The sequence below is a fragment of the Streptomyces sp. NBC_01264 genome, from assembly GCF_026340675.1.
Taxonomy (GTDB): Bacteria; Actinomycetota; Actinomycetes; order Streptomycetales; family Streptomycetaceae; genus Streptomyces.
In genome coordinates, this window is sequence record NZ_JAPEOX010000002.1 from 1,593,582 (window position 1) to 1,619,377 (window position 25,796).

Annotated in this window: 25 protein-coding genes, 2 pseudogenes and 1 riboswitch; of the genes and pseudogenes, 11 read left to right on the forward strand and 16 right to left on the reverse strand. The window is 73.5% G+C overall.

The window, feature by feature from the left end; genetic code table 11:
* Positions 1–46: 46 nt before the first annotated feature.
* Positions 47–937, reverse strand: coding sequence for a bifunctional 5,10-methylenetetrahydrofolate dehydrogenase/5,10-methenyltetrahydrofolate cyclohydrolase (locus OG435_RS40230; protein ID WP_266884936.1), 891 nt, complete (start codon positions 935–937; stop codon positions 47–49).
* Between the two features lie 27 nt (positions 938–964).
* Positions 965–1,072, reverse strand: a riboswitch (ZMP/ZTP riboswitch).
* Positions 1,073–1,162: 90 nt separating this feature from the next.
* On the opposite strand from OG435_RS40230, the gene OG435_RS40235 reads away from it, so the two are divergent.
* Positions 1,163–1,924, forward strand: coding sequence for a class I SAM-dependent methyltransferase (locus OG435_RS40235; protein ID WP_266884939.1), 762 nt, complete (start codon positions 1,163–1,165; stop codon positions 1,922–1,924).
* 213 nt (positions 1,925–2,137) lie between these two features.
* A complete protein-coding gene (locus tag OG435_RS40240) occupies positions 2,138–3,709 on the forward strand; it encodes an RNA polymerase sigma factor (RefSeq protein ID WP_266884941.1) in 1,572 nt (523 codons plus the stop codon).
* Between the two features lie 86 nt (positions 3,710–3,795).
* Here OG435_RS40240 and OG435_RS40245 read toward each other — a convergent pair whose 3' ends face one another.
* From OG435_RS40245 to OG435_RS40265, 5 genes are all read right to left on the reverse strand, one after another.
* Positions 3,796–4,059 carry a hypothetical protein gene (locus OG435_RS40245; RefSeq protein WP_266884944.1) on the reverse strand — a complete coding sequence of 88 codons (264 nt, stop codon included), beginning with the start codon at positions 4,057–4,059 and terminating at the stop codon, positions 3,796–3,798.
* 63 nt (positions 4,060–4,122) lie between these two features.
* Positions 4,123–5,184 carry an ATP-binding protein gene (locus tag OG435_RS40250; protein WP_266884947.1) on the reverse strand — a complete coding sequence of 354 codons (1,062 nt, stop codon included), beginning with the start codon at positions 5,182–5,184 and terminating at the stop codon, positions 4,123–4,125.
* 120 nt (positions 5,185–5,304) lie between these two features.
* A complete protein-coding gene (locus OG435_RS40255; protein ID WP_266884949.1) occupies positions 5,305–5,754 on the reverse strand; it encodes an SRPBCC family protein in 450 nt (149 codons plus the stop codon).
* A 99-nt stretch (positions 5,755–5,853) separates the two neighbouring features.
* Positions 5,854–7,944 carry a phage holin family protein gene (locus OG435_RS40260; RefSeq protein ID WP_266884951.1) on the reverse strand — a complete coding sequence of 697 codons (2,091 nt, stop codon included), beginning with the start codon at positions 7,942–7,944 and terminating at the stop codon, positions 5,854–5,856.
* Positions 7,945–8,079: 135 nt separating this feature from the next.
* Positions 8,080–8,484, reverse strand: coding sequence for a hypothetical protein (locus OG435_RS40265; protein ID WP_266884953.1), 405 nt, complete (start codon positions 8,482–8,484; stop codon positions 8,080–8,082).
* 146 nt (positions 8,485–8,630) lie between these two features.
* Between OG435_RS40265 and OG435_RS40270 the strand changes: the two genes are divergently transcribed.
* Together OG435_RS40270 and OG435_RS40275 are read left to right on the forward strand one after the other, a co-directional pair.
* Complete coding sequence (locus OG435_RS40270; RefSeq protein ID WP_266884955.1) at positions 8,631–9,416, forward strand: MBL fold metallo-hydrolase; 786 nt, start codon at positions 8,631–8,633, stop codon at positions 9,414–9,416.
* Between the two features lie 5 nt (positions 9,417–9,421).
* Positions 9,422–10,039 (forward strand): DedA family protein, encoded by a 618-nt coding sequence (locus OG435_RS40275; protein WP_266886518.1) that lies wholly within the window; start codon positions 9,422–9,424, stop codon positions 10,037–10,039.
* 169 nt (positions 10,040–10,208) lie between these two features.
* Here the strand turns inward: OG435_RS40275 and OG435_RS40280 are convergent, their stop codons facing one another.
* Positions 10,209–10,826 (reverse strand): TetR/AcrR family transcriptional regulator, encoded by a 618-nt coding sequence (locus tag OG435_RS40280; RefSeq protein ID WP_266884957.1) that lies wholly within the window; start codon positions 10,824–10,826, stop codon positions 10,209–10,211.
* A gap of 68 nt (positions 10,827–10,894) precedes the next feature.
* On the opposite strand from OG435_RS40280, the gene OG435_RS40285 reads away from it, so the two are divergent.
* Positions 10,895–12,229 (forward strand): alpha/beta fold hydrolase, encoded by a 1,335-nt coding sequence (locus tag OG435_RS40285; protein ID WP_266884959.1) that lies wholly within the window; start codon positions 10,895–10,897, stop codon positions 12,227–12,229.
* Between the two features lie 127 nt (positions 12,230–12,356).
* On the opposite strand, the gene OG435_RS40290 is transcribed toward OG435_RS40285, so the two are convergent.
* The 3 genes from OG435_RS40290 to OG435_RS40300 all read right to left on the reverse strand — a co-directional run bounded on the left by OG435_RS40290 (position 12,357) and on the right by OG435_RS40300 (position 15,516).
* Positions 12,357–13,478 (reverse strand): MBL fold metallo-hydrolase, encoded by a 1,122-nt coding sequence (locus OG435_RS40290; RefSeq protein ID WP_266884961.1) that lies wholly within the window; start codon positions 13,476–13,478, stop codon positions 12,357–12,359.
* 76 nt (positions 13,479–13,554) lie between these two features.
* Positions 13,555–14,862: an aminotransferase class I/II-fold pyridoxal phosphate-dependent enzyme gene (locus OG435_RS40295; protein WP_430625823.1), complete on the reverse strand. Its 1,308-nt coding sequence runs from the start codon at positions 14,860–14,862 to the stop codon at positions 13,555–13,557.
* Between the two features lie 81 nt (positions 14,863–14,943).
* A complete protein-coding gene (locus OG435_RS40300) occupies positions 14,944–15,516 on the reverse strand; it encodes a TIGR03086 family metal-binding protein (protein WP_266884963.1) in 573 nt (190 codons plus the stop codon).
* A 201-nt stretch (positions 15,517–15,717) separates the two neighbouring features.
* Between OG435_RS40300 and OG435_RS40305 the strand changes: the two genes are divergently transcribed.
* Positions 15,718–16,554 (forward strand): class I SAM-dependent methyltransferase, encoded by an 837-nt coding sequence (locus OG435_RS40305; protein ID WP_266884965.1) that lies wholly within the window; start codon positions 15,718–15,720, stop codon positions 16,552–16,554.
* A 60-nt stretch (positions 16,555–16,614) separates the two neighbouring features.
* On the opposite strand, the pseudogene OG435_RS40310 reads toward OG435_RS40305, so the two are convergent.
* Together OG435_RS40310 and OG435_RS40315 are read right to left on the reverse strand one after the other, a co-directional pair.
* Positions 16,615–17,423, reverse strand: a pseudogene (locus tag OG435_RS40310) (SGNH/GDSL hydrolase family protein).
* Positions 17,410–17,979 carry a PadR family transcriptional regulator gene (locus OG435_RS40315; RefSeq protein ID WP_266884967.1) on the reverse strand — a complete coding sequence of 190 codons (570 nt, stop codon included), beginning with the start codon at positions 17,977–17,979 and terminating at the stop codon, positions 17,410–17,412. Before OG435_RS40315 ends, OG435_RS40310 begins: the two are co-directional and overlap by 14 nt.
* Positions 17,980–18,105: 126 nt before the next feature.
* On the opposite strand from OG435_RS40315, the gene OG435_RS40320 reads away from it, so the two are divergent.
* The 3 genes from OG435_RS40320 to OG435_RS40330 are packed head-to-tail and all read left to right on the forward strand — an operon-like array spanning position 18,106 to position 19,950.
* A complete protein-coding gene (locus OG435_RS40320) occupies positions 18,106–18,552 on the forward strand; it encodes a nuclear transport factor 2 family protein (protein ID WP_266884969.1) in 447 nt (148 codons plus the stop codon).
* Between the two features lie 37 nt (positions 18,553–18,589).
* Complete coding sequence (locus tag OG435_RS40325; RefSeq protein WP_266884971.1) at positions 18,590–19,387, forward strand: thymidylate synthase; 798 nt, start codon at positions 18,590–18,592, stop codon at positions 19,385–19,387.
* Positions 19,388–19,443: 56 nt separating this feature from the next.
* A complete protein-coding gene (locus tag OG435_RS40330) occupies positions 19,444–19,950 on the forward strand; it encodes a dihydrofolate reductase (RefSeq protein ID WP_266886522.1) in 507 nt (168 codons plus the stop codon).
* A gap of 10 nt (positions 19,951–19,960) precedes the next feature.
* Here OG435_RS40330 and OG435_RS40335 read toward each other — a convergent pair.
* A pseudogene (locus OG435_RS40335) lies at positions 19,961–20,484 on the reverse strand (ABC transporter permease); the annotation flags it as partial.
* Positions 20,485–20,797: 313 nt separating this feature from the next.
* On the reverse strand, positions 20,798–22,768 hold the full coding sequence (locus OG435_RS40340) for a DUF5107 domain-containing protein (RefSeq protein ID WP_266884973.1): 1,971 nt from the start codon (positions 22,766–22,768) through the stop codon (positions 20,798–20,800).
* 104 nt (positions 22,769–22,872) lie between these two features.
* Between OG435_RS40340 and OG435_RS40345 the strand changes: the two genes are divergently transcribed.
* Complete coding sequence (locus OG435_RS40345) at positions 22,873–23,433, forward strand: DinB family protein (protein ID WP_430625824.1); 561 nt, start codon at positions 22,873–22,875, stop codon at positions 23,431–23,433.
* 78 nt (positions 23,434–23,511) lie between these two features.
* On the opposite strand, the gene OG435_RS40350 is transcribed toward OG435_RS40345, so the two are convergent.
* Both OG435_RS40350 and OG435_RS40355 read right to left on the reverse strand, forming a co-directional pair.
* Positions 23,512–24,411: an arginase family protein gene (locus OG435_RS40350; RefSeq protein ID WP_266884977.1), complete on the reverse strand. Its 900-nt coding sequence runs from the start codon at positions 24,409–24,411 to the stop codon at positions 23,512–23,514.
* 4 nt (positions 24,412–24,415) lie between these two features.
* On the reverse strand, positions 24,416–25,015 hold the full coding sequence (locus OG435_RS40355; protein ID WP_266884979.1) for a GNAT family N-acetyltransferase: 600 nt from the start codon (positions 25,013–25,015) through the stop codon (positions 24,416–24,418).
* Positions 25,016–25,049: 34 nt separating this feature from the next.
* Between OG435_RS40355 and OG435_RS40360 the strand changes: the two genes are divergently transcribed.
* A complete protein-coding gene (locus OG435_RS40360; protein WP_266884981.1) occupies positions 25,050–25,778 on the forward strand; it encodes a hypothetical protein in 729 nt (242 codons plus the stop codon).
* The last annotated feature ends 18 nt before the right edge of the window (positions 25,779–25,796 follow it).

A 25,796-nucleotide genomic window follows, 5' to 3' on the forward strand; every position in this document is an offset into this window, starting at 1 on the left:
CGAAGGGCCCGGGGCGTTCGTCGTACCGGAGGGAGCGAGGCGCGGGTCAGAGGTCCGCGAGGGCCAGACCGGCCTGCGCGGCGGCGGCCTGGACGGTCTGCTCCAGCAGCACCGCGATGGTCATCGGGCCGACGCCGCCGGGGACCGGGGTGATCAGGGAGGCGCGGGCGGCGGCCGACTCGAAGTGGACGTCGCCGACGTTGCCCTCGTTGTAGCCGGCGTCCAGGACCACGGCGCCCGGCTTGATGTCCTCGCCGCGGATGAACTCGGCCTTGCCCACGGCGGCGACCAGCACGTCGGCCTTGCGGACGATGGACGGCAGGTCCACGGTGCGGGAGTGGCAGTAGGTGACGGTGGCGTTCTGCTCCAGCAGCAGCATCCCGGCGGGCTTGCCCAGGATCGCGCTGCGGCCGACGACCACGGCGTGCTTGCCGGTCAGGTCCACGTCGTAGGCCTCCAGCAGCCGCATGATGCCGCCGGGGGTGCAGGAGACGAAGCCCGGCAGTCCGAAGCCCATGGCTGCGAAGGAGTGCATGGTGACCCCGTCGACGTCCTTCCCCGGGGCGATGGCCTCGAAGGCGGCGCGCTCGTCGATGTGGTGCGGGACGGGGTGCTGGAGCAGGATGCCGCTGATCTCCGGGTCCTCGGAGAGCGCGGTCAGGGTGGCGACGAGCTCCTCGGTGGTCGTCGCGGCCGGCAGCTCCACGTGGCGGGAGGTGATCCCGGCCTTGGCGCAGCGGTTCTGCTTCATCCGGACGTAGGTGACGGACGCGGGGTCCTCGCCCACCAGCACGGTGGCCAGACAGGGTGCGGTACCGGTGCGCTCGGTGATCTTCGCGGCGTACTCGGCGGTCTGCTCGGAGATGCGGCGGGCGAGGGCGGTGCCGTCCATCAGCGTGGCGGTCCGTGCCTGTTGGGCGGTCGTCTGAAGTGTCATCGGGGCTCCTGGCGTCGCTACGGGATCGCGGTTCGCCCAGGCGCGCGGCAGTCGGCGTACGGGATGCGGGATGCGGGTGTACGCCGGGCCGCTCCCCGGTGGTGATCCACCCGAACGCCAGTCACGGCCCGCCGTAAGTGTAAGCGAACCCCCGCGGGGCCCGGTGCGGGCCCCGCGCCCGGCAATCGGGTGGATGACCGGGCCCGGACCTGGGACGATCGAGGGATGACGCGTACTTTCGACCACCTCGTCGCGGAAGCGGAATCCGTCTCCGTGGACGGCTGGGACTTCTCCTGGCTCGACGGCCGCGCCACCGAGCAGCGTCCCTCCTGGGGCTACCAGCGCCTCCTGGCCCGGCACCTGGCGCGGGTCGGCTCCGCCCTGGACATCCAGACCGGAGGCGGGGAGGTGCTCGCCGGAGCCGGGCCCCTGCCGCCGCTGACGGTGGCCACCGAATCGTGGCCGCCGAACATCGACAAGGCGACAAAGCTGCTGCACCCGCTCGGCACGGTGGTGGTCGCGGACTCCGACGAGCCGCCACTGCCGTTCGGCGACGAGGCCTTCGAGTTCGTCTCCAGCCGGCATCCGGTGACGGTCTGGTGGGAGGAGATCGCGCGGGTGCTGAAGCCCGGTGGCACGTACTTCTCCCAGCAGGTCGGGCCGGCGAGCGTTTTCGAGCTCGTGGAGTACTTCCTGGGCCCGCAGCCCGAGGAGGTCCGGCGGGGCCGGCACCCCGACGACGCGGTCGCCGGGGCCACGAAGGCGGGGCTGGAGGTGGTCGATCTGCGCTCCGAGCGGCTTCGGACCGAGTTCCACGACATCGGAGCCGTGATCTACTTTCTGAGGAAGGTGATCTGGATGGTGCCGGGCTTCACGGTCGGGCAGCATCGGGACCGATTGCGCGAGCTGCACGAACAGATCGCGCACGAGGGCCCGTTCGTCGCTCACACCGCCCGCTTTCTCATCGAAGCCCGCAAAACGGGCTGACAAAACGGGCGGACGCGACCACCCGCGACCGGCTCCCCGGTCACGGCGTGGCGCAGGTCACTCAATTCAGCGCGTAACGAATCTACTCGGGCATGCGATGAACCGACAGGTGTCCTCGTGCGGCCCGGAATACAGCCCCCCCTCGGGTCTGTTTCCCGAGTTCGCGCGATGATGTCCCGCCACCCCTTATCTGTTCGCAACGAGAGGCTCCTTGTGTCGCTCAGCCCGTCCCGTACGTTCCCCACGGAAATCGCCGAATCAGAGGCCCTGGTCGCGCTTGTCGAGCGCGGCCGCGAGCAGGGTCACATCAACGGTGATGACGTGCGCCAGGCCTTCGAGGCCGGCCGCATCCCGGTGGACCAGTGGAAGCGGGTCCTGCGCAGCCTGAACCAGGTCCTGGACGAGGAGGGCGTCGCGCTGCACGTGAGCGCCGCCCCCGCCACGAAGGCTCCCGCCAAGAAGGTGCGCAAGGCGGCCGCCGCCCCGGCGCGCGTCGCCAAGAAGGCCGCTGCCCCGCCGCGCCTCATCGGTGCGCGCAAAACGGCCGCCACCACCCCCGCCGCGGCGATATCCGACCCGTCGGCCTCCGGGACCGAGGAGGAGGTGGTGGCCGAGGCCGCCGCCGCGCCCAAGAAGCGGACGGTCAAGAAGGCCGCCGTCAAGAAGACCGCCGTGAAGAAGACGGCCGCCACGAAGAAGACCGCCAAGGACGGCGACGAGGGCGATGCCCCCGTGGCCGAGGGCGAGGACTGGGCGGCCGAGGACCTGGACGAGGGCGACGAGAAGGAGACGCCCAAGACGGGCGGCAGCGCCGGCTTCGTCCTGTCCGACGACGACGAGGACGACGCCCCGGCCCAGACCGTCATGGTCGCCGGCGCCACCGCCGACCCCGTCAAGGACTACCTCAAGCTCATCGGCAAGGTGCCGCTGCTCAACGCCGAGCAGGAGGTGGAGCTCGCCAAGCGCATCGAGGCCGGTCTCTTCTCCGAGTACAAGCTCGAAGAGGAGGAGGACCACAAGCCCGCGTTCAAGCGCGAGCTGGAGATCCTCGTCGAGGACGGCCGCCGGGCCAAGAACCACCTGCTGGAGGCCAACCTCCGTCTCGTGGTCTCCCTGGCCAAGCGCTACACCGGCCGCGGCATGCTCTTCCTGGACCTGATCCAGGAGGGCAACGTCGGTCTGATCCGCGCGGTGGAGAAGTTCGACTACACCAAGGGCTTCAAGTTCTCCACGTACGCCACCTGGTGGATCCGGCAGGCGATCACGCGTGCCATGGCCGACCAGTCGCGCACGATCCGCATCCCCGTCCACATGGTCGAGATCATCAACAAGCTGGCCCGTGTCCAGCGCCAGATGCTCCAGGACCTCGGCCGGGAGCCCACTCCGGAGGAGCTGGGCAAGGAACTCGACATGACCCCCGAGAAGGTCATCGAGGTCCAGAAGTACGGCCGCGAGCCGATCTCCCTGCACACCCCGCTGGGTGAGGAGGGTGACAGCGAGTTCGGTGACCTCATCGAGGACTCCGAGGCGGTCGTGCCGGCCGACGCGGTCTCCTTCACCTTCCTCCAGGAGCAGCTCCAGTCCATCCTGGGCACGCTCTCGGAGCGCGAGGCGGGCGTGGTCTCCATGCGCTACGGCCTCAACGACGGCCAGCCGAAGACCCTCGACGAGATCGGCCGCGTGTACGGGGTCACCCGTGAGCGCATCCGCCAGATCGAGTCGAAGACCATGTCGAAGCTCCGTCACCCGTCGCGCTCGCAGGTGCTGCGCGACTACCTCGACTGAGTCGGCCTGCTCGCAGAGCCCCGCGTCCCCAGCGATCGGTGGGGACGCGGGGCTCTGTCGTCACGGGGCTCCGTCGTCACGGGGGGTCAGACGTGCCCAGGCATCCCGTCAGCGCGTCCCGTACGCGAAGGGGCGATCCACTGGGCCGGGCGCCGGACCAGGAACCGCTGGGCCGCCGGGTAGTGGATCTTCTCGCGCCGGTCGAACGACACGGCGACGCCGGTCCGGTTCCGCGTGACCGCGGTCACGCGGAACACGTGGCCCTCGTGCAATACCTCGTCGCCCTTGGCCAGCTGCTGGGCGATCTTGACGAAGGTGCGGTAACCCTGCGGAGGAGAGGTCTCGTCCATGGGGCCTCCCCTGCGTGCGGGACATTCCCCAGTGTCGCCGGATCCTGGTACGGGTGGTGCGGCTCACCGGCGGGCCTCGACCAGGCGCGGCATGTCGCGGGCCGACTCCACGAGGAACCAGGCGGGCAGCACGGGCAGGCCGTCGGCGTCGTCGGCGATGACGGTCTGGGCGACCTCGACGGAGATCTCGGCGAGCTGGACGAGGAGGGACTTGGCCCGGTACGCGGTCTGCCGGACGGCGGGCGAGACGTGCTCGCGCCGTGCGGGCAGCTCCTTGACCAGCCGGCCCCGGAAGGCGTCGGCCAGGTAGTAGAGCAGGTCGCGGTCGGCGAGGCGGGTGGGCCAGTTCGCGTCGCCCTTCATGATCGCCTCGATGCCGAAGGAGTGGCGGACGATCTTCGCGTAACCGCAGAAGGAGACGGCGTGCGCCGGGGTGAGGGTGCCGTGCGCGATCACCTTGAGGGTCGTCTCGTCCAGCTCGGTGCCGAAGGAGTGCAGGGCGTCCGAGAGCATGTGCCAGGAGCGCGGCGTGGAGAAGGGCTCCTCCGTCTTGGGCGGCTGCGACCACAGGTGGTCGGGCCGGTCGGTGAGGTAGTCGGTGACCCACGGGTGGATCCCGTGCTCGCCGGCCCAGACCAGCCAGTCCCCGGCGGAGGCGTTCAGGTGGACGTGGGTGAGCCGGTTGACCAGCGCGGAGGCGATGGGGCGGGCCAGGGCGTTGTCGGTGGCCCGGTTGCCCGCGCCGATGACGATGGAGCCGGCGGGCAGCTCGTAGGAGCCGATCCGCCGGTCGAGGATCAGGGAGTAGAAGGCCTTCTGCACGTCCGGGCCGGCGGCGTTGAGCTCGTCGAGGAACAGGCAGTACGGCTCCTCGCGGGCGATGGCCTCGGGCGGGCAGAACACGGAGCGCCCGTCACGGATCTGCGGTACGCCGATCAGGTCCTCGGGCGCGAGCTGCGTACCGAGCAGGCTCACGCACTGCAGCCCCAGCGAGTCGGCGAACTTCCGCACGAGCGAGGACTTGCCGATGCCGGGCGCGCCCCAGAGGAACACGGGCCGCACGGTGGCGAGTCCGAGGAGCAGTTCGGGGAGCTGGGCGGGGGTGACGGTGACGGCAGCCTGCACGGGTGGGGATGTCCTTAGGGTCCGGGTACGCGGTGCGCGCGGTGTGCCCAGTGTGAGCACACCGCAGGGCCCGGGGCACCCGGTTTTTCCGGGCCCCCGAGGCCCTCCGGCCCCTTGCGCTCAGGCCGCGGAGTGCTCCAGCAGGTGCTTGAGCTTCTCCTCGCTGCGGGGCATCTCCTTGCGGACCATGGGCTTGACCGCGAGCGGGACGAACGCCCTGCCCAGGCCGTGGCCCTCGAAGTCGACGGCGATGGTCACGCGCGAGCGGGCGCCTCCGTCGAGGGGTTCGATGCGGCCCCGCACGTCCGGGCGGACCGGTCCGTCGACACCGTGGAAGTGCCAGCTCCTCGGCGGATCCATGTCCACGACCTCCATGGTCGTGGGGATCGACCGGCGGCCGACCCGGCGGGTGACGAGGACCCTGGACCCGACATGGACGGGGAGGTCCCCCATCGGCACGGCCGACAGGGCACTGTCCTGCCACTCCGGCAGGTGCGTGGGGTCCGTGATGTACGAGTAGACGTCCTCGGGACTGCGGTCTATGTCGATGCTGTTGCTGATCGCGGACATGGCGACCCCTCGGAGCCCCCCTGGTGGACTCTGCTTCCAAAGTACGCCCGGGGCCGACGGCCGACGCTCCCTGTGCCGACATCCCCGGTGCCGCCGTCGCTAAGCCGCCGGCGCCGGGTCCGTGCCCGGGGTCACCTCGGCCTCCGGGGGAACCGGGACCTGGGGTCCGTCCGCCTCGGTGAGCCAGCGGCGCAGGACCTCGTGGACCGCCTCCGCTCCCACCAGCTCCCCGTCCGGCCGGAACACCGGCTCGGACAGCTCCACCGGCCACATCAGGAACGGGTGGCCCTGTTCCCCGCCCAGGCCGCCGTGCGAGCCGATCTGCTCCTCGAAGGCGTGCACCGAGCCCGTCCGCGGGTCGTAGGCCGAGTTCACCATCACGTCGGCCACGTGCGGGAAGGTGTCGGTCCGCCGGACCGACCGTGCGGCGCCGGGCCCGAAGGGGGCCAGCAGTTCCTCCGCCGCGCCGGGCACGTCCAGCCGGGCCTCGGCTCCGCCGGCCGCCAGGACGGTCCCGTCGACGAGCAGGAACCCGACCCCGGGATGGTTCGCCAGGGTGGAGAGCAGCGCCGGGTGCGCGCGCTCGATCCGTTCCCTGGACGCCCGGCCGGGCAGGTCCGGGAAGGAGATCAGCCCGAGGTTGCCCGAGGCCAGGACCACCGGGTCCGTGCCCGCCCCGGAGCGGGCCTCCTCGTCGGTCTCCTCCTCGGGCCGGTGCAGGGCGGCCAGTACGGCGGACCGCGCCTCGGCGCCGCTGTGCGTGCGGCCGGCCTTCCGGGAGACCGGGAGCCCGCAGCCCGCGCGGACCAGGTCCTTCAGGGTGAGCCCGTACCGGGCCAGGAAGGTCTCCCCCGGGCTCTGGCCGTGGTCCGAGAGCAGCACGATCCGGTACTCGCGGGGCGCGTGCTCGGCGACCCGGGCGATCAGCGCCAGGCTGCGGTCGAGCCGGGCGAGCACCTGCTCGGTGTCCCGCGAGCGCGGGCCCGAGTGGTGGGCGACCTCGTCGTAGGCGACCAGGTCCGCGTAGACCGCGGCGCGCCCGGCCAGCATGTCGCCGATGACCGCGGCGACCACGACGTCGCGCTCCACCACCGTCGCGAAGGCCCGGATCAGCGGGTAGAGACCGCCGCGCGCGACCCGTGGCCGGTCCCCGCGCAGGCGGCCGCGCAGCGACTGGGTGATCTCGCGGGCCACCTCGGCGACGAAGGAGAGCGCCGTGCGGACCGCGTTGGCCGGGTCGGAGAAGTACGCGAAGTACCCGGCGCGGGAGCGGTTGTGCGGGCCCCGCCGGGCGGAGACGGACAGGACGAGCGCCAGTTGGCCGGCGCCGCCGCTGAAGAGGTTGCCGCGGCTGGCGCCGTCGAGGGTGAGCAGGCCGCCGTCCCGGGTCCGTTCGACGGCCCGCCGCTGGAGCTCGGCGGCGCTGGTGGGCCGGTTGCAGACGACCACCTCGCCGGTGTCCTTCTCGTACCAGCGGAAGGCCGGAACGTCGAAGTTGGAGCCGTGCAGGATGCCGAGCTGGCTGGCGCCGGTCTGGCTCGACCAGTCGGTGCGCCAGGAGGTGACGCGGTGGGTGCGGTCGAGCCAGTCGGCCACCGTCGGCATCAGGCCGCTGCCGGCCGCGCGCCGCAGCACCTCGTACCCGACCCCGTCGAGCTGCAGGAACACCAGGGCGGGGGCGCGTTCGTCGGCTCCGGGCATGCCCTCGCGGTGCTGGCGGCGCCGGCGGCGGTCGGCGAGCCGGTAGAGCCGGCGCCGGTAGGCCTCGTCGTCCCGTACGGCGAGGGCGGTGGAGGTCGCGGACGCGACGGCGGACATCACGGCGGCGACCACCACCGCCGTCTCGGGGTCCGCCTCGCCGCGGCCGGCCGGGATCAGGCTGAGCGCCAGCAGCAGCAGCGAGCCGTTGAGGAAGAAGACGAGCAGGCCGAGGACCAGGGCCGGCACGAGCAGCAGGGCGCGTACGAGAACCGGCCACACCAGCGCGCTCAGCAGACCGAACGCACCGGCGCCGATGGCGGCCGTCAGACCTATCCGAGTGATGCTGTCGCGGTCGCCGCCCGCGCCCGCCTGGAGATGGAAGTCGGGGAGGATTCCGGCCAGGGCGAGCATCGTGAGGGTGGACACCGCCCAGACGATGACCACGCGCACCAGGGCGCCGCCCGTACGTCGCCACCCGCCTCGCAACACGCCGAACCCGCCTCACCACTGTGGCCCGCGCCGCGCCGACGAGCCCCCGTCCCCACGGTGTCCAGGCTCGCACAGCGGCGACCGCCCGGCCGGGTGACACGGGCGGCGGATGTGCGTACGGGGAGCGGCCGGGGGCTACGTGCCGTCGTATCCGGCGGTCGGCATGGAGAGCCGGCGGTGCACCTCGGCCTTCATCGCGGAGGTGTAGCGCGGCTCTTCGAGACCGGCGGTTTCCAGCCGTACGCCGCGCCGTGCGCACTCGGCGGTGAACTCGCCCACGGAGCGCAGCGCGCGGGTCAGCACCCGGTGGTTGGCGGTGACGAAGAGGTCGACGCGGCCGGCGTCGATGTCGTTCCACAGCCCGCAGTGGTCGGCGCGCAGCCCGTAGACGAACAGTTGGCGGGTCACCACGTAGCCCCGGTCGAGCGCCCAGCGGGCGCACATGGCGTGCTGGCTCCGGGTGTCGACGGCGAAGGGATCCGTGTCCAGATCTTCCAGCGGGGCCAGGCTGGCGATCGCGGCCACGCGCAGCTCATCCATGCCGCCCGACCCTACTCCGATCCGCCGCCGGGGAGGAGGGGGCGTGGAGCCCCGGTTCCGGGCGGTTTGGGCGGGCAGCCTTTAGGCTCGGACGGGACCCGGCGGCAAGCGGGGCGGGGGCAGTCGAGGGAGGGGATCAGGGGCCGGTGGAGATCACCTGGTGGGGCCACGCCACGTGCACGGTCGAGGACTCCGGTGTCCGGCTGCTCACGGACCCGCTCTTCGCACGCCGTCTAGCGCACCTGAGGCGCCGTCGCGGGGCGGTGCCCCCGCCGGAGGCGGCGGTCGCCGACGCGGTGCTCGTCTCGCACCTGCACTCCGACCACCTGCACCTGCCCTCGCTGGCGCGCCTCGCGCGCGGGACCCGGCTGCTGGTGCCCCGCGGGGCGCCGCGCGCGGTGCCGGGGCTGGTGCGGACAGCCGCGGTGCGGGGGCTGGTGGTCACGGAGGTGGCGCCGGGCGACACGGTGGCCGTGGGAGACGGCGTACGGAGCTCCGGCGTACGGGTCCGGGTGGTCAGCGCGCGGCACGACGGGCGGCGGCTGCCCTTCGGCCCCCGGATCGCGCCCGCGCTGGGGTACGTGATCGAGGGCGCTTCGCGGACCTACTTCGCCGGGGACACCGGCCTGTTCGACTCGATGGCCGAAGAGGTCGGCCCGGTGGACGTGGCCCTGCTGCCGGTGGGGGGCTGGGGACCCAACCTGGGCCCGGGCCACCTGGACGCGGCGGGTGCGGCGCGCGCGCTGGCCCTGCTGGCGCCGGCCGCGGCGGTCCCGGTGCACTGGGGTACGTACTGGCCGATCGGGATGGACGCGGTGCGGCCGCACGAGTTCCACGCGCCGGGCGAGGAGTTCGTACGGTGTGCTCGGCGGGAGGCGCCGAAGGTCGCGGTCCGGGTGCCCTCGCACGGTGAACGGGTGCGGCTGCCGTGAGCGGTCTGTGGCAGCTCGCGGAGTCGGCCTCGCAGGTCCCGGCGGAGTCCACCCAGCAGGCGGTCGGCTACCCGACCCTGTTCGTGCTGGTGGCGCTGGGCGCGCTGGTGCCGGTGATCCCGACGGGCGCGCTCGTCAGCACGGCCGCGGTGGTGGCCTTCCACCAGGACTCCCTCCCCTTCGGGCTGTTGCTGGTGTTCGGAGTCTCCTCGCTGTCCGCGTTCGCCGGCGACATGGCGCTGTACTGGCTGGGCCGCCGCGGTGTCCGCTCCCGCAACGGCTCGCGCTGGCTGGAGGCCCTGCGCCGGCGTGCGACCCCCGAACGCCTCGCCCAGGCGCAGCGCAAGCTCGACGAGAACGGCGTCCTGGTCCTGGTGGTCTCCCGCCTCCTCCCGGGCGGCCGCATCCCGGTGATGCTGGCGTGCCTCCTCGCGGAGCTCCCCCTGCGCCGCTTCGCCCGCGGCGACGGCCCCGCCTGCCTGGCCTGGGCGGCGACCTACGGCCTGATCGGCATCGTGGGCGGCTCCCTGTTCGCGGAACCCTGGAAGGGCGTCGCCCTGGCGGTGGCCCTCACGGTGCTCATCAGCACGGCCCCGGGACTGTGGCGCCGCCTCCGCGGCTGACCCGGCCGGTCCCGGGGAGGAGCCGAATCGTGGAACCGGGGGTCCCCCGGACGGAGGCCGAGGGAGGGTAGGGGACAGCCCCGCAGTGACGGGGCACCGGCACCGGCACCGCCTGCGCCTGCGCCTGCGCCTGCGCCTGCGCCTGCGACAGCCTCGAGCCGATGCCGCCTCAGGGTGCCGGGTCCGGGCGTCGAAGGGCAGGGAAGGCGGCGGGGGTTGCCCAGCCGCGCAGGACGGCATCAACCGTTGACCGGAACGCGGTCTCGGCTGCGGTGCCGTCGAGGCCGCCGGCGAGTTCGAGGGTCACGAGCCCGTGCAGGGCGACCCACAACGAGACGGCGATCCGGGTGGTGTCCCCCGCGAGGATCCCGTCCGCCACGGCACGGTCGATCGCCGCGACCAGCGGTCGCACCGGGTCTCGGTCGCCGACCCGGGTCGACGGTACGAAGGACTGTGCGCCACCGAACAACACCGCGTACAGGTGGCGGTGTTCGCGTCCCCAATGGCAATACGCCACGGCCAGCGCGTACAGATCCTCCAGGGCGTCCTCCTTGCCGGGAACGGCCGCCAGGTCCTGGAACAGGCCGGCGACCGCCTGGTCGCGCACCTCGCGGATCAGTCCGCCCTTCCCCTGGAACAACGTGTACACCGCCGCCGTCGACGTTCCGGCGGCGGTGGCCAGCGCGCGGACCGTGACCGACTCCTGGGGACGGGTGGCGAACATCTCGGTCGCGCATGCCACGAGCCGTTCTCTGACGGCGTCGTCGTTCGTTCTCGGCCTTCCCATGGGGAGCAGTTTACCCGTGCTGATAACATCGTTTCAAAACACCGTTTGGAAACTCCGGGGAGCTCGCCATGTCACCATCCGCCATACGTCCGTTGCGTCTTGTCGGCCGCCTGCTGGCGGCCACCGCCGCGGTGGTGGGGCTGGTCGCCCTATTCCTGGCGCTGATCGTCGCGACCGACGGCGCGGGATCGGGATTCGTCGCATGGTCCGTGGCTGTCGGGATCGCGGTTCTCGCAACTCTGTGGCGGGGCCGCCGCCGCTCTCGGCGGGGACAGCTGGTGGCGTTCCTTCCGGTGCTCGTCGCAGCGGGCCTGGCGCTGTCGGTGTGCGTCCCCACCGTCCCCACGACGCGCCACCACCCGCCCGCCCTGTCGTTCGTGACCACCGAGCACTGGCGCCTGTCCACCGGCAGCCGGGTCGCGGTCTACCACTACCCGCCCACCGGCAGCAGCCCCCGGCAGCGCGTCCCGCTCGTCTACCTCAACGGCGGCCCGGTGCGCGGCATCTCAGTGCTCGACCACGGCTTCCTGCGGCGGCTCGCAGGACAGGGCTACGACGTGTACGCCTACGAACAGGCCGGCGGTGGACGCAGCGACCTGCTGCCCATGGACCAGTACTCGATCACCCGGTCCGTCCACGACCTCCGTGCCTTCGTCGGCAAGCTCGGCAAGGGCCGCGCCGACGTGCTGGGATTCTCCTCAGGCGCGGTCGTGCTCACCCGCGCGCTGGCCGACCCGGCCATCGCCGCCCACCTGGGCCGGGCGGTCATCGCCGAGCCGGGCCCGATGGACGGCCCCACCGCCCGGACGGCCGAGCAGAAGGGCCGGCCGTCGGCCCGCGACATCGCACCGGCCCTGACCGGACCGCGCTCCACACACGTCCCACGGTACGCGGTCGCCTTCGGCCTCATGCGGCTCGGACTGCTCAGCCCGGACAACGGGCTGGTAGGGCAGGCGGAGGGCGACAATGCCTTCACCGCCGCCGATCTCGGCAGCGACACCGCGTCCGCCTACTGCGCGCGGGACGCGCACCGCATCCCGGTCGAGGACACTGCGGAGAACTTCTCCTTCAGCGCTGCCGCCAGCCTCCGCATTCAGCAAACGATCAAGGACTCCCCCTCCATCGCCCCTCAGCTCAGGCGCTCCCGGACACCCGCGATGCTGATGATCGCCGAGTGCTCCTCCCAGGCCCGGCAGTGGCAGACAGCCGTCCTCGCGGACAACCCCGCGATCCAGCGCACCCAGTACATGCCCGGCGTCGGCCACCACATGTGGAACGGCCTGGGTGACAACGACCAACGAGCGGCAGCCGCCATCACCGCGTTCCTCCAGGACGAGCCCGCACCGCTGCCCGACTACCCGACCCGAGCCGACATCCCCGCCTTCCTCCGGGGCCACAAGTAGGCGAGCAGACCCACTGCGTCGCATCCGAGGTGCGTGGACGAGTTGGCGGTTTCCCGTGTCGTTGCTCGGCGCTGCACGCCACCTGGCCGTAGCCGTACGAGAACAGGGCCGTGACGCGCAGCCTCGGCTACAGCGCTCGGGACGCCCCGACCGGGAGGTCCCAGAGGTGTTCCCGGGGCAGCCCGGTGCGGGTCCACGCGGCCTGTACCCGCTCCAGCGGCTCCATCACCGGCTCCGAGGAGAGCACGAAGGTCCCCCAGTGCATCGGAGCCATCCGGATCGCCCCCAGGTCCAGACAGGCCTGCACCGCCTCCTCCGGATCCGCGTGGACGTCCCGCAGCCACCACCGCGGGGCGTAGGCCCCGATCGGGAGCAGCGCGAGGTCGATGCCGGGGTGCCGCCGCCCGATCTCGCCGAACCAGTGCCCGTAGCCCGTGTCGCCCGCGAAGTACACCTTCTTCGTGGCCCCGGCTCCGGAGGCGGCGGCACTGAGCATCCACCCGCCCCACAACGTCCGGCACGCGTCCAGCAGCGACCGCTTCGACCAGTGGTGCGCCGGCACGAACTCGAACCGTACGCCGCCCAGTTCGGCCGACTCCCACCAGTCGAGTTCGGTGACCCGGGTGAACCCCCGCCGCCGGCACCAGCGCGCGAGACCGGCCGGGACGAAGAGCGGCGTCGCACGCGGGAGGCGTTTGAGGGTGGGGGCGTCGAGGTGGTCGTAGTGGTTGTGGCTGATCACCACGGCGTCGACCGGCGGCAGTTCCTCCCAGCGCACCCCGACGGGCGTCATCCGGGCCGGGGTTCCGAGGATCCGCCGGGACCACACGGGGTCGGTCAGTACCGTGAGCCCGCCGATCCGCAGGATCCAGCTGGCGTGCCCGGCCCAGGTGACGGACACCGCCCCGGTGGGCACGGCGGGCAGCGGGGCGGGCGCGTACGGCAGGTCCGGGATGCCGCGCAGCCCCTCGGGGCCCGGCCGGAAGGCGCCCTCGCGCGCGAGCCGGGCGAACGCCCGCAGCCCGGGCAGCGGGGTGGTCAGCCGGTCCGCGAACGAGCGCGGCCACAGCCTGTGTTCCCCGAGCGCCCGCGGCCTCGAGTGCCGGACACCGGCAACGGCAACGGGCCCGGCGCTGACACCGGCACCAGCACCCGCACGCGCACCCGCACCGCCCCGGGAAGGCGCCGGGGCGACGTCGGGGCCCGCCCCGGCCCGGGAGGCCGAGGGGGCGTCCGTCTGATCCCTCATCGAGAAGTCTCCGTTCACCGGCGGCAGTCGGGGGTTCCAGGGCGGGGGAGGCCGGGGGCGGGGGCCACGGCGGAGGTCAGTCGGACAGCCCGGCCAGGACCGACCGGAGCCGGGCCAGGGAGTCCCGTACATGGGGCAGGGCGAGCGGGTCGGTCGCGGTGAGCGCCGCGAGCCGCTCCTCCGGGGTGGCGCCCAGCAGCGGTCCGGTCGACAGCCGGACCCGCGGGGCGACGGCCTCGTCGGCGAACCGCTGCCCGCCGGGCGTCGGCGCGCCGAGCCGTCCGCCCAGCCAGTCCTCCAGCTCCATCGCGTCGCCGACCCCCTGCCTGGCGAGCCCCGAGCGCAGCGGGGTCAGGTCGGCGTAGAGGTGGCGGCCGGCCTGCGGGGGCCGGGCCAGTGCCCCGGCGGCCAGCAGTTCCCGGTGCGCGGCCCGGGCCACCGTGCCGTGCAGGGCGGCGGCCGCCGCGGCCCGGCCCGCGACGGCGGCGGGCTCGTCGAGGGCGTGCGCGGCCGCCCCCGCGACGGGGCCCGCGACGAGCCCGCCGGTCGCGGTGAGCGTGTCCAGGGTCCGGGCCCGCAGCCAGGTGCCGCGCGGGGTGCCGGGGAACCGGACGACGGCGGCGGGCCAGCCCGCGGGCAGCAGGGCGCCCGAGAGGTCCAGGAGCACGGCGGTGTCGTCCGGCAGCATCTCGGCGGGGCTGAGCACGACGAGCCGGTCACGGGAGCCCGGCAGCCCGCCGGGGGCGTCCGTGCCCGGGCCGTCCGGCCCTCCCAGCCGGCCGCGGACCGGCCGGTGCACGGTGTCGCGCCAGGTCTCGTCACTGACGACGAACAGCCCGGCGGACGCGGCGGCCTCGCAGGCCTCCCGGAGCAGCTCGGGCGGCGGAACGGTCGCGGTCGGGTCGTCGGCGACGGACAGCAGCAGCACGCGCGGGTCGCCGCCCTCGGCACGCACCCGGCGCACGGTCTCCAGCAGGGCGTACGGGTCGGGTACGCCGCCGCACTCGGCCGGGGTCGGCACGTGGTAGGCCCGCCGTCCCAGCAGCCGGACCTGCGGCGTCCACCAGGCGGGACACGGCCGGGGCAGCATGACGTCGCCGCCGTAGGCGCCGAGCAGCGCGAGCAGCAGGGCGGGCGCGCCGGGTCCGGCGGCCACGTGGTCGGGATCGGTGGGCAGCCCGCGCCTGCCCCAGTGCCGGGCCGCGGCGGCCCGTACGGGCACTCCCCCGCCGGCAGGCTCGGGGGCTGAACGCCAGGCGGCTGCCGCGAGGACCGCCGTGAGCTCGGGCAGCACGGGCAGGCCCGGCTGGGGGGCGGGCGGACCGTAGCGGACCGGGCCCCGGCCCTCGGCCGTCGTGCGCTGGATCCCCGACGTCCCCGACACCGCGCGCCACCTCTCCCTGCCGTTCCCGCGCTCCCGACCATGCCTTTATACGGTTATTCGTCCGTGGTCGCCCGTTGTGCGTCAGCCGCTCCTCCCCAGCAGCGCGAGCAGCCGGGTCTGGGCGTCCGCTCCGGCGGGCACCTCCAGCGGAGCCGCGTACATGCCGCTCGCGGCCAGTCCGTCGGCGTAGGGCATGACCTCCTTGATGGAGAACTCGACGAGGCCGTCCGGCAGCCGGTCGTCCGCGCCGATGCCCCGCGCGAGGTCCCAGGTGTGGACCACGCAGTCGGCGGTCAGTTCCGAGCAGTACGCCGATCCGAGCGCGGGCCCGTAGGAGAGCCGGACCGTGCGGTCCAGCGCCCCGGGGACCTCGAAGGCGGTGTGCGCGGCGGCCGAGGCCTCGTCCCAGGCGGCGGCCGGATCCGTGCCGAGCACGTCGCCGTTGAAGGTGCTGCCGATGTCCTCGACGGTGCGGCCGTCGGTCACCAGGGGCGGTATCCAGAGCTGTTCGGCGGTGACGTGGTTGACCAGGTCGCGCACGCTCCATTCGCTGCAGGGCGTCGGCGCGTCCCACTGCGCGTCCGAGACCGCGTGGACGTACTGGCCGAAGAGCCGCAGCGCCTCGGCGTGCCGGTCGAGCAGCGGGTCCGGCATGGATCTCACCGTCCTTCGTTCCCCCGGATTCACTGTCCTCGCCCCGGCTACAGGCTGCCACCCGCTCGGCCGAACCCCTTGGCGCACAGGGATGGTGTCCACATGTCAAAACGCATATCTCAGATGCCGAACTGATCCCTTACGGTGAAACCACGCCTCGACAGGCCTCGACAGCACTTCGACGACGAAGGAGCCAGGTCCATGAACGCCACGGACTCCGCTGAGCCCGCGCACGAGACCGCGGTCTACACCCACGGACACCACGAGTCGGTGCTGCGCTCGCACCGCTGGCGCACCGCCGAGAACTCCGCCGCGTACCTGATCGGCGCGCTGCGCCCGGGGACGGCCGTCCTGGACGTGGGCTGCGGCCCGGGCACGATCACGGCGGACCTGGCGGAGCTGGTGGGACCGCAGGGCCGGGTCACGGCGGTGGACGCGGCGCGGGACGTGGTCGACCAGGCCGCCGCGTACGCGAAGGAACGGGGCCTGACCAACATCGGGTTCGCCACCGCCGACGTCCACGCGCTGGACTTCCCGGACGACTCCTTCGACGTGGTCCATGCCCATCAGGTGCTGCAGCACCTGGGCGACCCGGTCCAGGCGCTGCGCGAGATGCGCCGGGTGTGCCGGCCGGGCGGGATCGTCGCGGCGCGGGACGCGGACTATGCGGCGATGACCTGGTACCCGCAGACCCCGGGACTGGAGGAATGGCTGGACCTGTACCGGCGGGTGGCCCGCGCCAACGGCGGCGAGCCGGACGCCGGACGCCGCCTGCGCGCGTGGGCGCGGGCGGCGGGCTTCACGGACGTGACCTGCACGGCGACCTCGTGGTGCTACGCGACCGCCGAGGAGGCCGCCTGGTGGTCCGCGCTGTGGGCGGACCGTACGACGGCCTCGGCCTACGCCGGGATCGCGACCGGCGGCGGACACGCGACGCGGGCCGAGCTGTCGGCCGTCGCCGACGCCTGGCACACGTGGGGCGCCGACCCGGACGCCTGGTTCTCGGTGCTGAACGGCGAGATCATCTGCCGCGCCTGACCCCGTGCACCTGACCCCGTGCGACGCCCGGCCGGCCGGGCCGGCCGGGCCGTCCCCGGGTCAGGCCGCCAGGCGTACGGGGAGCAGCTCGGGCCGCTTGGCCGTACGGCCGTCTCCGGAGGAGCGCCCGCGCAGCCGCCTCCCGATCCAGGGCCCGGCGAAGCCCACGGCCCACCGCAGTTCCCCGGCGGCGCCCCGCAGCCCCGTCGGGGCGGCGGGCGGCGGGCCGGGCAGCGGGCGGGTCCACGCGTCGTCGCTGCCGGGCAGCCCCAGGGCGTGCGCGACACCGGCGGCGATCATCGCGTGACCGGACGGCGCGGCGTGCAGCCGGTCCGCGCTCCACATCCGGGGGTCGGTGGAGGCCTCGTGGCGTTCGAAGTCGGCGACGGCCACCCCGTGCCGCTCCGCGGCCCGCCGTATCCGCTCGTTGAGCGCGATGACGCGCGGCGCCGCCCCCTTGGCGAGCGGGACGAGCTTGGCGATGTCGGGGAAGGTGACGGTGGCGACGCGGGCGCCCTGCGCGGTCAGCGCGGCGAACATCGCCTCCAGGTGCCCGGCGACCTCGTCGGCGTCGAACCGGGGCCGCAGCACGTCGTTGACCCCGGCGACCACCGTGGCCAGGTCGGGGCGGAGCGCGAGGGCCGGCCCCAGCTGCCCCTCGCGGACCCCCGCCGCGAGGCGGCCCCGTACGGCCAGGTTGGCGTAGAGCACGTCGGGCTCGTGCACCGCGAGCAGCTCGGCGAGCCGGTCGCGGTGCACCCGCGCAGCCCGGTGCGGTCGTCCCCGTCGCCGACGCCCTCGCTCTGGCTGTCGCCGAGCGCCACGTACCGGGCGTACCGGGCCGGCCGTCGCTGCTCACTGCTCTCCACGGGATGCCCGCCTCTCGTTCAGAATGATCGTGGTGCGCTCGTACCAGGCCCGGTTGGCCCGCTCGAACTCCAGGCCGCGCAGGCAGGTGAGGTAGGGGCCGATCCGTGCGCCGTGGCGCAGGAACTCCTCCTCGGTGCGCTCGCCGCGCATCGAGCGCAGCAGCTTCTCGAACAGCTCCGCCTTGGCCGTCGCGAAGGCGGTCCGCTCCGCGAGCTGTGCGATCAGCCCCGCCGTGTCGGTGTACTCGGCCGCCTGGACCTTCACGAGCAGGTCGTCGCGGATGACGCAGGGCTTGGTCTCGGCGGCGGTGAAGCGCTCCAGCTCGGCCAGTCCGGCGTCCGTGACCTGGAACAGGCGCTTGTTCGGCCGGGTGTCCTGGACCACCTCACGGCCCGCGATGAGGCCGTCCCGCTCCAGCTTGGCCAGCTCGGCGTAGAGCTGCTGGGGCAGGGCGTGCCAGAAGTTGGCCACGCCCGTGCCGAAGGCCTTGGCCAGCTGGTAGCCGCTCAGCTCCTCGTCGAGCAGCGCCGCCAGTACGGCGTGGCGCAAAGCCATCGGTCGGTCTCCTCGGGATGCGGGATCGTGCGCGGCGGCGTCTTCTCAAGGACGCCCGGGCCATGATAGTCAAGAAACTGACTAATCACATCGGTGACTATCATCGGTGACTACCGAGGAGCCCTCATGAGTACCGACACCACCACGGCCGACCGTTTCCGCGCCGCCGTCGCCGGCCATGACCTCGCCGCGCTGGACGTGCTGTTCACCGACGACGTCCGGCTCAACAGCCCGGTGAAGTCGAAGCCGTTCGAGGGCAAGCCGGCCGTACTGGCCCTCTTCCGCGTCCTCCTGCGCACCTTCGAGGGCTTCCACTACGTCGGCCACTTCGACGGCAGCGTCCAGTCCGCCGGGGTCCCGTTCGGGGCGGAGGGAGCCGAGGGGCCGGCGACCGTACTGCCGTTCCGGACCACCGTGGGTGACCGGCAGGTGCACGGCATCGACATGCTGCACCTCACGCCCGAGGGCCTGATCGACGAGATCACCGTGATGCTCCGCCCCCAGACGGCGGTCGTGGCGGTCGGCGAGGCGGTCCTGGCCGGCCTGCTCACCGACGGCGTGGTGACCGGCTGACCGGAGCTCCGGCGGCAGCCCAGTAGACTCGGTGCCCGTGGCGGATACCCAGTACGAAGACCTGTTGAAGCTGGTGCTCACCTCCGGAACGGCGAAGGCCGACCGGACGGGCACCGGCACCCGGAGTGTCTTCGGGCACCAACTGCGTTACGACCTCTCGCAGGGGTTCCCCCTGGTCACCACCAAGAAGGTGCACCTCAAGTCGATCGTGTACGAGCTGCTGTGGTTCCTGCGCGGCGAGTCCAACGTCGGCTGGCTGCGGGAGCACGGCGTCACCATCTGGGACGAGTGGGCCGACGAGAACGGCGACCTCGGCCCGGTCTACGGCGCCCAGTGGCGCTCCTGGCCCACCCCGGACGGCGCGCACATCGACCAGATCAGCGAGGTCCTCGACACGCTGCGCCGCGACCCGGACTCCCGCCGGATGATCGTCTCCGCCTGGAACGTCTCCGAGCTGTCGAAGATGGCGCTCGCGCCGTGCCACGCCTTCTTCCAGTTCTACGTGGCCGACGGCAAGCTCTCCTGCCAGCTGTACCAGCGCAGCGCGGACCTGTTCCTCGGCGTGCCGTTCAACATCGCCAGCTACGCCCTGCTCACCCACATGGTCGCCCAGCAGGCCGGCCTGGAGCCGGGCGACTTCATCTGGACCGGCGGTGACTGCCACATCTACGACAACCACGTCGAGCAGGTCACCGAGCAGATCTCCCGCACCCCCTTCGAATTCCCCGAGCTGGAGCTGCACCGGGCCGACTCCCTCTTCGACTACGCCTTCGGCGACGTCAAGGTGGCCGGCTACCAGCACCACCCGGCCATCAAGGCCCCGGTCGCGGTATGAACGCGGACCTGACCGCCGACCTGACCGGGGATCCGACTGGGGGGCTGACCGGGGACATGAGCGTCGGGCTGATCTGGGCGCAGAGCCTCGACGGCGTGATCGGCGCGGACAACGGGATTCCCTGGCGGCTGCCCGAGGACATGGCCCACTTCAAGGCCACCACCCTCGGCCATCCGGTGGTGATGGGCCGCAAGACCTGGGATTCGCTGCCGGCGCGGTTCCGTCCCCTGGCCGGGCGGCGCAACATCGTGGTGACGCGCGATCCCGACTGGGCCGCGGAGGGCGCGGAGCGCGCCGGATCCATCGACGAGGCCCTGGAGCTGGCCGCGGCACGGCCCGAGGCGACGGCCCGCACCGCCTCCTGCTGGGTGATCGGCGGCGGCGAGGTCTATCGTGCCGCGCTGGCCCACGCCGTCAGGCTCTCGGTGACCGAGGTCGACACGCAGGTGATCGGCGACACCCACGCCCCGGAACTGGACCCGGCGTGGACGGTCGCCGAGGACGGCGGCTGGCAGTCCTCGGTGACCGGTCTGCGCTACCGCATCCGCACCTACGCCCGGTAGGGGCCGCCGCCTAGTCGGTGGCGACCGCGCGCAGGATGTCCAGACGCGCCGCGCCGGGCGCCAGCCCGCGAGCACGCCCGCCGCCACGCCCACCAGGGCCACGAGGGCGAGCCGCAGCGGCGGGACGGCGAAGGTGAACGCGCTGTCGCCCGCCGCGTCCGAGGCCTTCACCAGGACCCATCCGAGGACGCCGCCCAGCGCCAGACCGCCGGCCGTGCCGAAGGCGGCGACCAGGACCGACTCCCAGCGGACCATGGCCCGCAGCTGTCCCCGGGTCTGGCCGACCGCCCGGAGCAGCCCCAGTTCGCGGGTGCGCTCGTGGACGGCGAGGGTCAGCGTGTTGGCGATGCCCAGCAGGGCGATCAGTACGGCGAGGGCGAGCAGCGCGTAGACGAGGGTCAGCATCATGTCGGTGCCGCCCGCCGACGACCGCGCGTACGCCGCGCGCGTCTGCACCTCGGGGCCGCCGTAGGCCGCGGCCGCCCTTTCGACCGCCGCCTTACCGGCCGCGGCCGACGCCCCGTCCTTGAAGGCTGGGCGGCCCACCCCGTACCGACCTGGGCGAAGACGGCCACGACCAGCGAGGAGCGCCAGGCCGGGCCCCGCCCGGTCCGCTCCACCCACCGCTGCCAGGGAGGAACCCCGGGCCGCTCGCGCTGCTCTGCCATACCGCCCACGCTAGGCCGTATCCGCCCCGACCCGCGTCACTCCGGCGTAGCGTTTCCGACGTACTCCCCAGGTAGTACGCGGGGTAGTACCCGGCGGCACACAGGTCCGGACGGCCATGGCTCGAGGAACTCCGCCGCCACCGCGCCGCGACAGAGACGGCGGAGACGGCGGAGACGGCCTAGTCCTCCGGCGGGCGCATGCGGAAGTTGTACGGGGCCGGCAGGGGGCAGTCCGTGAGGGTGGACCAGACGTCCGAGAGGGTCTCCTCGCCCTCGCGGAGGTCGGGGAGTTCGAAGCCCTCCTCGAAGACGCGCCGGGCCGCGCGGACATGGCCCTCCGCCGCGAGCAGCCGGGCCGCCGACAGTCGGAAGCGGCCCTCCTCGCGCAGGGCGGGGCGCAGCCCGTCCCATACCGAGCGGGCCTGGGGCAGCAGCCCCGCCGCCAGCAGGGACGCCAGTGCCTCCCGGCCCAGCGCCGATTCGGCGGCCAGCCAGCTCGCACCGCCCCGGCTCTCCTGGGCCAGGTCCTCGAAGGCCTCGGCGTACCAGCGGGCCGCCCGGGCGGGGTCCCCGGCCAGGTCGTCCGCCACCGCCAGGCACCTCAGCAGGGGCCACCGCGAGGGGGCCAGCGGCAGCCCGCGCTCCCAGCTGCGTACCGCCTGGGCGATGTCCCCCGCGTGCCACTGGGCGACCCCGAGGTGGTACTCGGTCAGGGGGTCCGCCGGGGCCGTCTCCAGCATGTCCCGCCAGTGCGGGGCGACCAGGCTCGGGCCGGGCGGGGTCACCCGGCGCGGAGCGGGGAAGACGCCGGTGCGCCACAACTCCAGCCAGGGGGCCTGGTCCTCCTCGAGGGTGTCCTCGGGGAAGGGGGTGCCGGGCAGTTTGTGGCCCCCGCACAGGACCTCCAGCGCGCCCCAGCCCGAGCCGGCGGCCAGCCGCTCTCCCGGTTCGGTGTCGGCGCACCCGCGCCACCCCTCGTACGCCGCGTCCACGGCCGGGCCGGGCAGCGCGGACTCCAGTGCCGTGCCCGCGGCGGAGCGGGCCGCCGCCCAGTCGTCCCCGTGCACGGCCGCCGGGTCCGCGGACAGGGCTCCGTAGGCCTCCAGCCAGCTGAACTCCGCACCCGCCTCCAGGCGTACGTGCTCCAGCTGGGTCCGGGCGAGCCCCGCCTGGATCTCCGCGTACCCGCCCGTGCCGGGTTCGGTCAGCCATTCCTGCCAGCGCCGGCCGCCCTCGCCCGCGCCCCAGACGAAGAGCTTGCGGCCGCGCAGCCGGGCCGTCGAGGTCTGGACGAGTCCGCGCCCGTCGGCGTCGAGCGAGGCGATCCAGGGCCGGTTCCCGGCCTCGACCTCGTAGAAGAAGTCGGCGGGGTACGTGCTGCGCAGCGGGTACGTGCGGTCCGCGCCCTCCCACCCGGGGACGGGGATGCGCCGCAGGGAGCGCTCGTACCCGAAGTGCCAGGCCTCGTCGGCCGGGGCCAGCACGCGGGTGCCGGCGTCCTCGGGCACGGCGATGTTGGACCACCAGTAGACGGGCGCGGGCCGCTCGTGCGGGTTGCGCACGCGGACGCCGACGTAGAGGAACTCCGAGTCCTCGGGCAGCCACAGGTCCACCTGGAAGGGCAGGTCGCGCAGCCGCTCCCATTCCCAGAGCCGGACCATCACTCCCTCGTCGGGCGCCGGGACGAGCGCGGCGTGCAAGGGGGCGCAGGACAGGGTGGTGTGGCCGGTGGCACCCAGGTTCCACTCGATGCCGCCGGAGAACCAGGCGCCGTTCAGCGCGAAGTTCGCGGGCTGGAACACCGGGTTGCGGTACAGCAGTTCGCGTCCGGTGGGGAGGTGGACGAGCGAATGGATCCGGCCACCGAGGCCGGGCAGGACAGTGACGCGCAGATGCGCGTTCTCGATGACGATCGTCTCGAAGTCCCGCTCGGCGCGCTGCCGTTGGTAGCCGTCCCGGATCCGGACGGGCAGCAGCGAACGCAACGGCTCGTACCCGATCTGGCGTGCCATGTCGCGCGGCAGGCCCTCGCGGGAGCGCTCGTCCAGCGTGTGCACCCCGCCGGACTCGCGGAGGGCGGGCAGTGGGTTCTCGGGACCCAACGGGGCTGCGGGAAGGGTCAGTACGGAGCGGCGGACGGTGGTGGCCATGAGGGAAATGGAACACGCCACGGCCGCCGGTGCACAGGGATTCGGCGGATCACCACCGGTCAGGATTACGCAAAACCTTCTCGCGCGCGGGCCGGTGTCCGACCATGGAGGGCATGAGCGACGTGATCAGAAGAGGTCAGTTCTTCGACGGGGAAGAATCGGAGAGCCGGTTCTCGGGACCGACGACGGGTGACGAACGACGGATGCTCGTCGACATGCTGGGGGCGCAGCGCGCGACGCTCCGGCTCAAGTGTGCCGATCTGGGGCACGAGTTGGCCGAGCGGTCGGTGGAGCCGTCCACGCTGTCGCTGCTGGGCCTGGTCCGCCACCTCGCGGACGTGGAGCGCCGCTGGTTCCGGCAGGTGCTGAACGGGCAGGAGGTCGCGCTCCGGTTCTGGTCCGCGGCCGCTCCCGACGGGGACTTCGACGGCGCGGTGTCCTCGCCCGGGGTGATCCGGGAGGCCTGGGAGGCGTGGCGGGCGGAGGTGGAGTTCGCGCAGACGTTCACGGAGCGGGCGCCGGACCTTGAGGTGTCCGGGAAGGACGCGTGGCGGGGCGAGGTCTCGCTGCGCTGGGTGCTGATCCACATGATCGAGGAGTACGCGCGGCACAACGGCCACGCGGACCTGCTGCGCGAGCGGATCGACGGCGCGATCGGGATCTGACGGGGGCCCGGGGCCCGGGCGCACGGACCATGGGTGCGCGGGCCCGGGGCGCGCGAGCCCCGGGCCCGGGGCGCCTGCCTACGCGAACGCCCCCGCCACCAGGTCGGCGAGCAGCGCGCCCGCGCGCCCCTCCGGGTCCAGGTCCGGGTCGTAGATGGTCACGTTGAGTCCGACACAGCGCAGGGAGCTGATCAACACTCCGAGCAGTTCGGCGAGTTCGTCGGGGATCAGGCCCCCGGGGTCCGGGCTGTCGACGGCCGGCATCACGGACGGGTCCAGGACGTCGGCGTCCAGGTGGACCCAGAACCCGGCGGTGGCCGGAGGCTGCAGTCCCGTCAGGGCGGTACGGGCCACCGGCCCGGCGCCGCGGTCGCGGATCGCCCCCACCGTGGCGGCGAAGATCCCGGCGGCGCGCAGCTCCGGAAGGTCGGGGTCCCCGTCGCGCAGCCCGAAGAGCCGGACGTCCTCGTCGCGCACGTAGGGCCCGAGGCCCTCCAGGTCCGCGAGGTCCGCCTGGCCGCGGCCGGTGGCGAGCGCCAGCTCCTCGCCGCCGGCCGCGCCGACGGGCCCGTTGACGGCCTCGTTGCCGGGGTGGCGGAAGTCGGCGGAGCCGTCGATCGCGGCGATGCCGTACCGCCCGAGGCGCCGCATGGCCAGGGAGGCGCCGAGCTGGATGGAGCAGTCGCCGCCGAGCACGACGGGGAACTCCCCGGAGCGCAGGTGGTCCTCGATCCGGTCGGCGAGGGCGACGGTGTAGGCAGCCAGCGGCCCGGCGTGGAACACGCCGTCGCCCTCCTTCCAGTCCCCCCGGTCGTAGCGCGGCGGGACGACCACCCCGCCCTCGCGCGCACCGAGCCGGGCCAGCAGGCCCTGCTCGCGCAGGGCCCCGGCCAGTTTGTACACGCCGGGAACGGCGCCCGGGGCCGGGGGGCGGAGCCCTAGGTTGGACGGCGCATCGAGGAGCACGAGGGTTCGCATGGAATCATCCTGTGCGATGCGGGGCCCCGGGACACGGCATTTCGGCCGTGAGGGCCCAGCGTTCGTGGTCCCGCCAGGCGCCGTCGACCTGGAGGAAGTCCGGCGACAGTCCCTCCAGTCGGAAGCCGAGCCCCCGGACGAGGGCGATCGAGGCGGTGTTTCCCGGCTGGATATTGGCCTCCAGCCGGTGCAGTGCGAGCCCGTCCGCCGCGAAGGCGTGGCCGACGGCCAGGCCGAGCGCCTCCCGCATCAGCCCCCGGCCCGCCGCGTGCGCGAAGGCCCCGTAGCCGAGGGCGCCGCACCGGAAGGCGCCGAGGACGATGTTGCTGACGTTGACGAAGCCTGCGATCGCGCCCGACTCCCGTTCACACACGAGGAATCCGGCCCGTCCCGCCGCGGCGGCACCGCCCGGACCGCCGGTGGCGCCGGCGATCAGCGGGGCGGCGTACGCCTGGTAGGCCTCCGCGGTCGCGGGCGGCGACAGCCACGGGTGGTGCAGGCCCCGGCTCTCACGCACCCGGGCGGTGAACTCGGCCTCGTCGACGGGGCGGTAGGGCCGCAACCCGGTCCGACCACCCTCCACGGCATACGGAAAATATGGCATCGCCCCAGGTTAGGTGGTGTGTCAGGATCTCAATGTGATCATCACCCCGAACACCGAAGAACTGCTCCTCGCGGCCGCGTACAACAACGCCGCGTGGTGCGCCGCGGTCTGCCGCGACGGCGGCTTCACCGCCCAGGTCTGGAGCAGCCCGCGCCCGACCCCGCCGTACTACCCGGACGCCGTGACCCTCACCCGGGACACCGACACGGCCGCACTGCTCGCCGGGATCGACACCGCCGCGCCGCACGCCTCCGTCAAGGACAGCTTCGCCGCGCTCGACCTGGCCCCGGCCGGCTTCGAGGTCCTCTTCGGTGCCGAGTGGATCCACCGCCCGGCGGGTGCTCCCGGCGCCGGCCCGGCCCCGGCCCTGGCGTGGAGCCGGATCTCCGGCCCCGCGGAGCTGGAAGCGTGGGAGACGGCCTGGGACGGCGAGGAGAGCACGGGCCTGTTCCACCCGGGACTGCTCGACGGGGAGACGGAAGGGACTCCGGAGATCGCCTTCCTCGCGGGGCGCGACGCCGAGGGCCGGATCCTCGCCGGGGCCGCGGCCAACCGCACCGGTCAAGTGGTCGGCATCTCCAACGTGTTCAGTGCCGACGGCACCCCCGACGACGAGGCCTGGGCGGGCGCGCTGACCCTGGCCGCCGCACTCTGGCCCGGCCTGGCACTCGTCGGCTACGAATCGGGGGACGACCTCGACACGGCGCTGCGCCACGGCTTCACGGCCATCGGCCCGCTCCGGGTCTGGGTCCACTCGGACTGACCGGGCCGACCCGCCTGA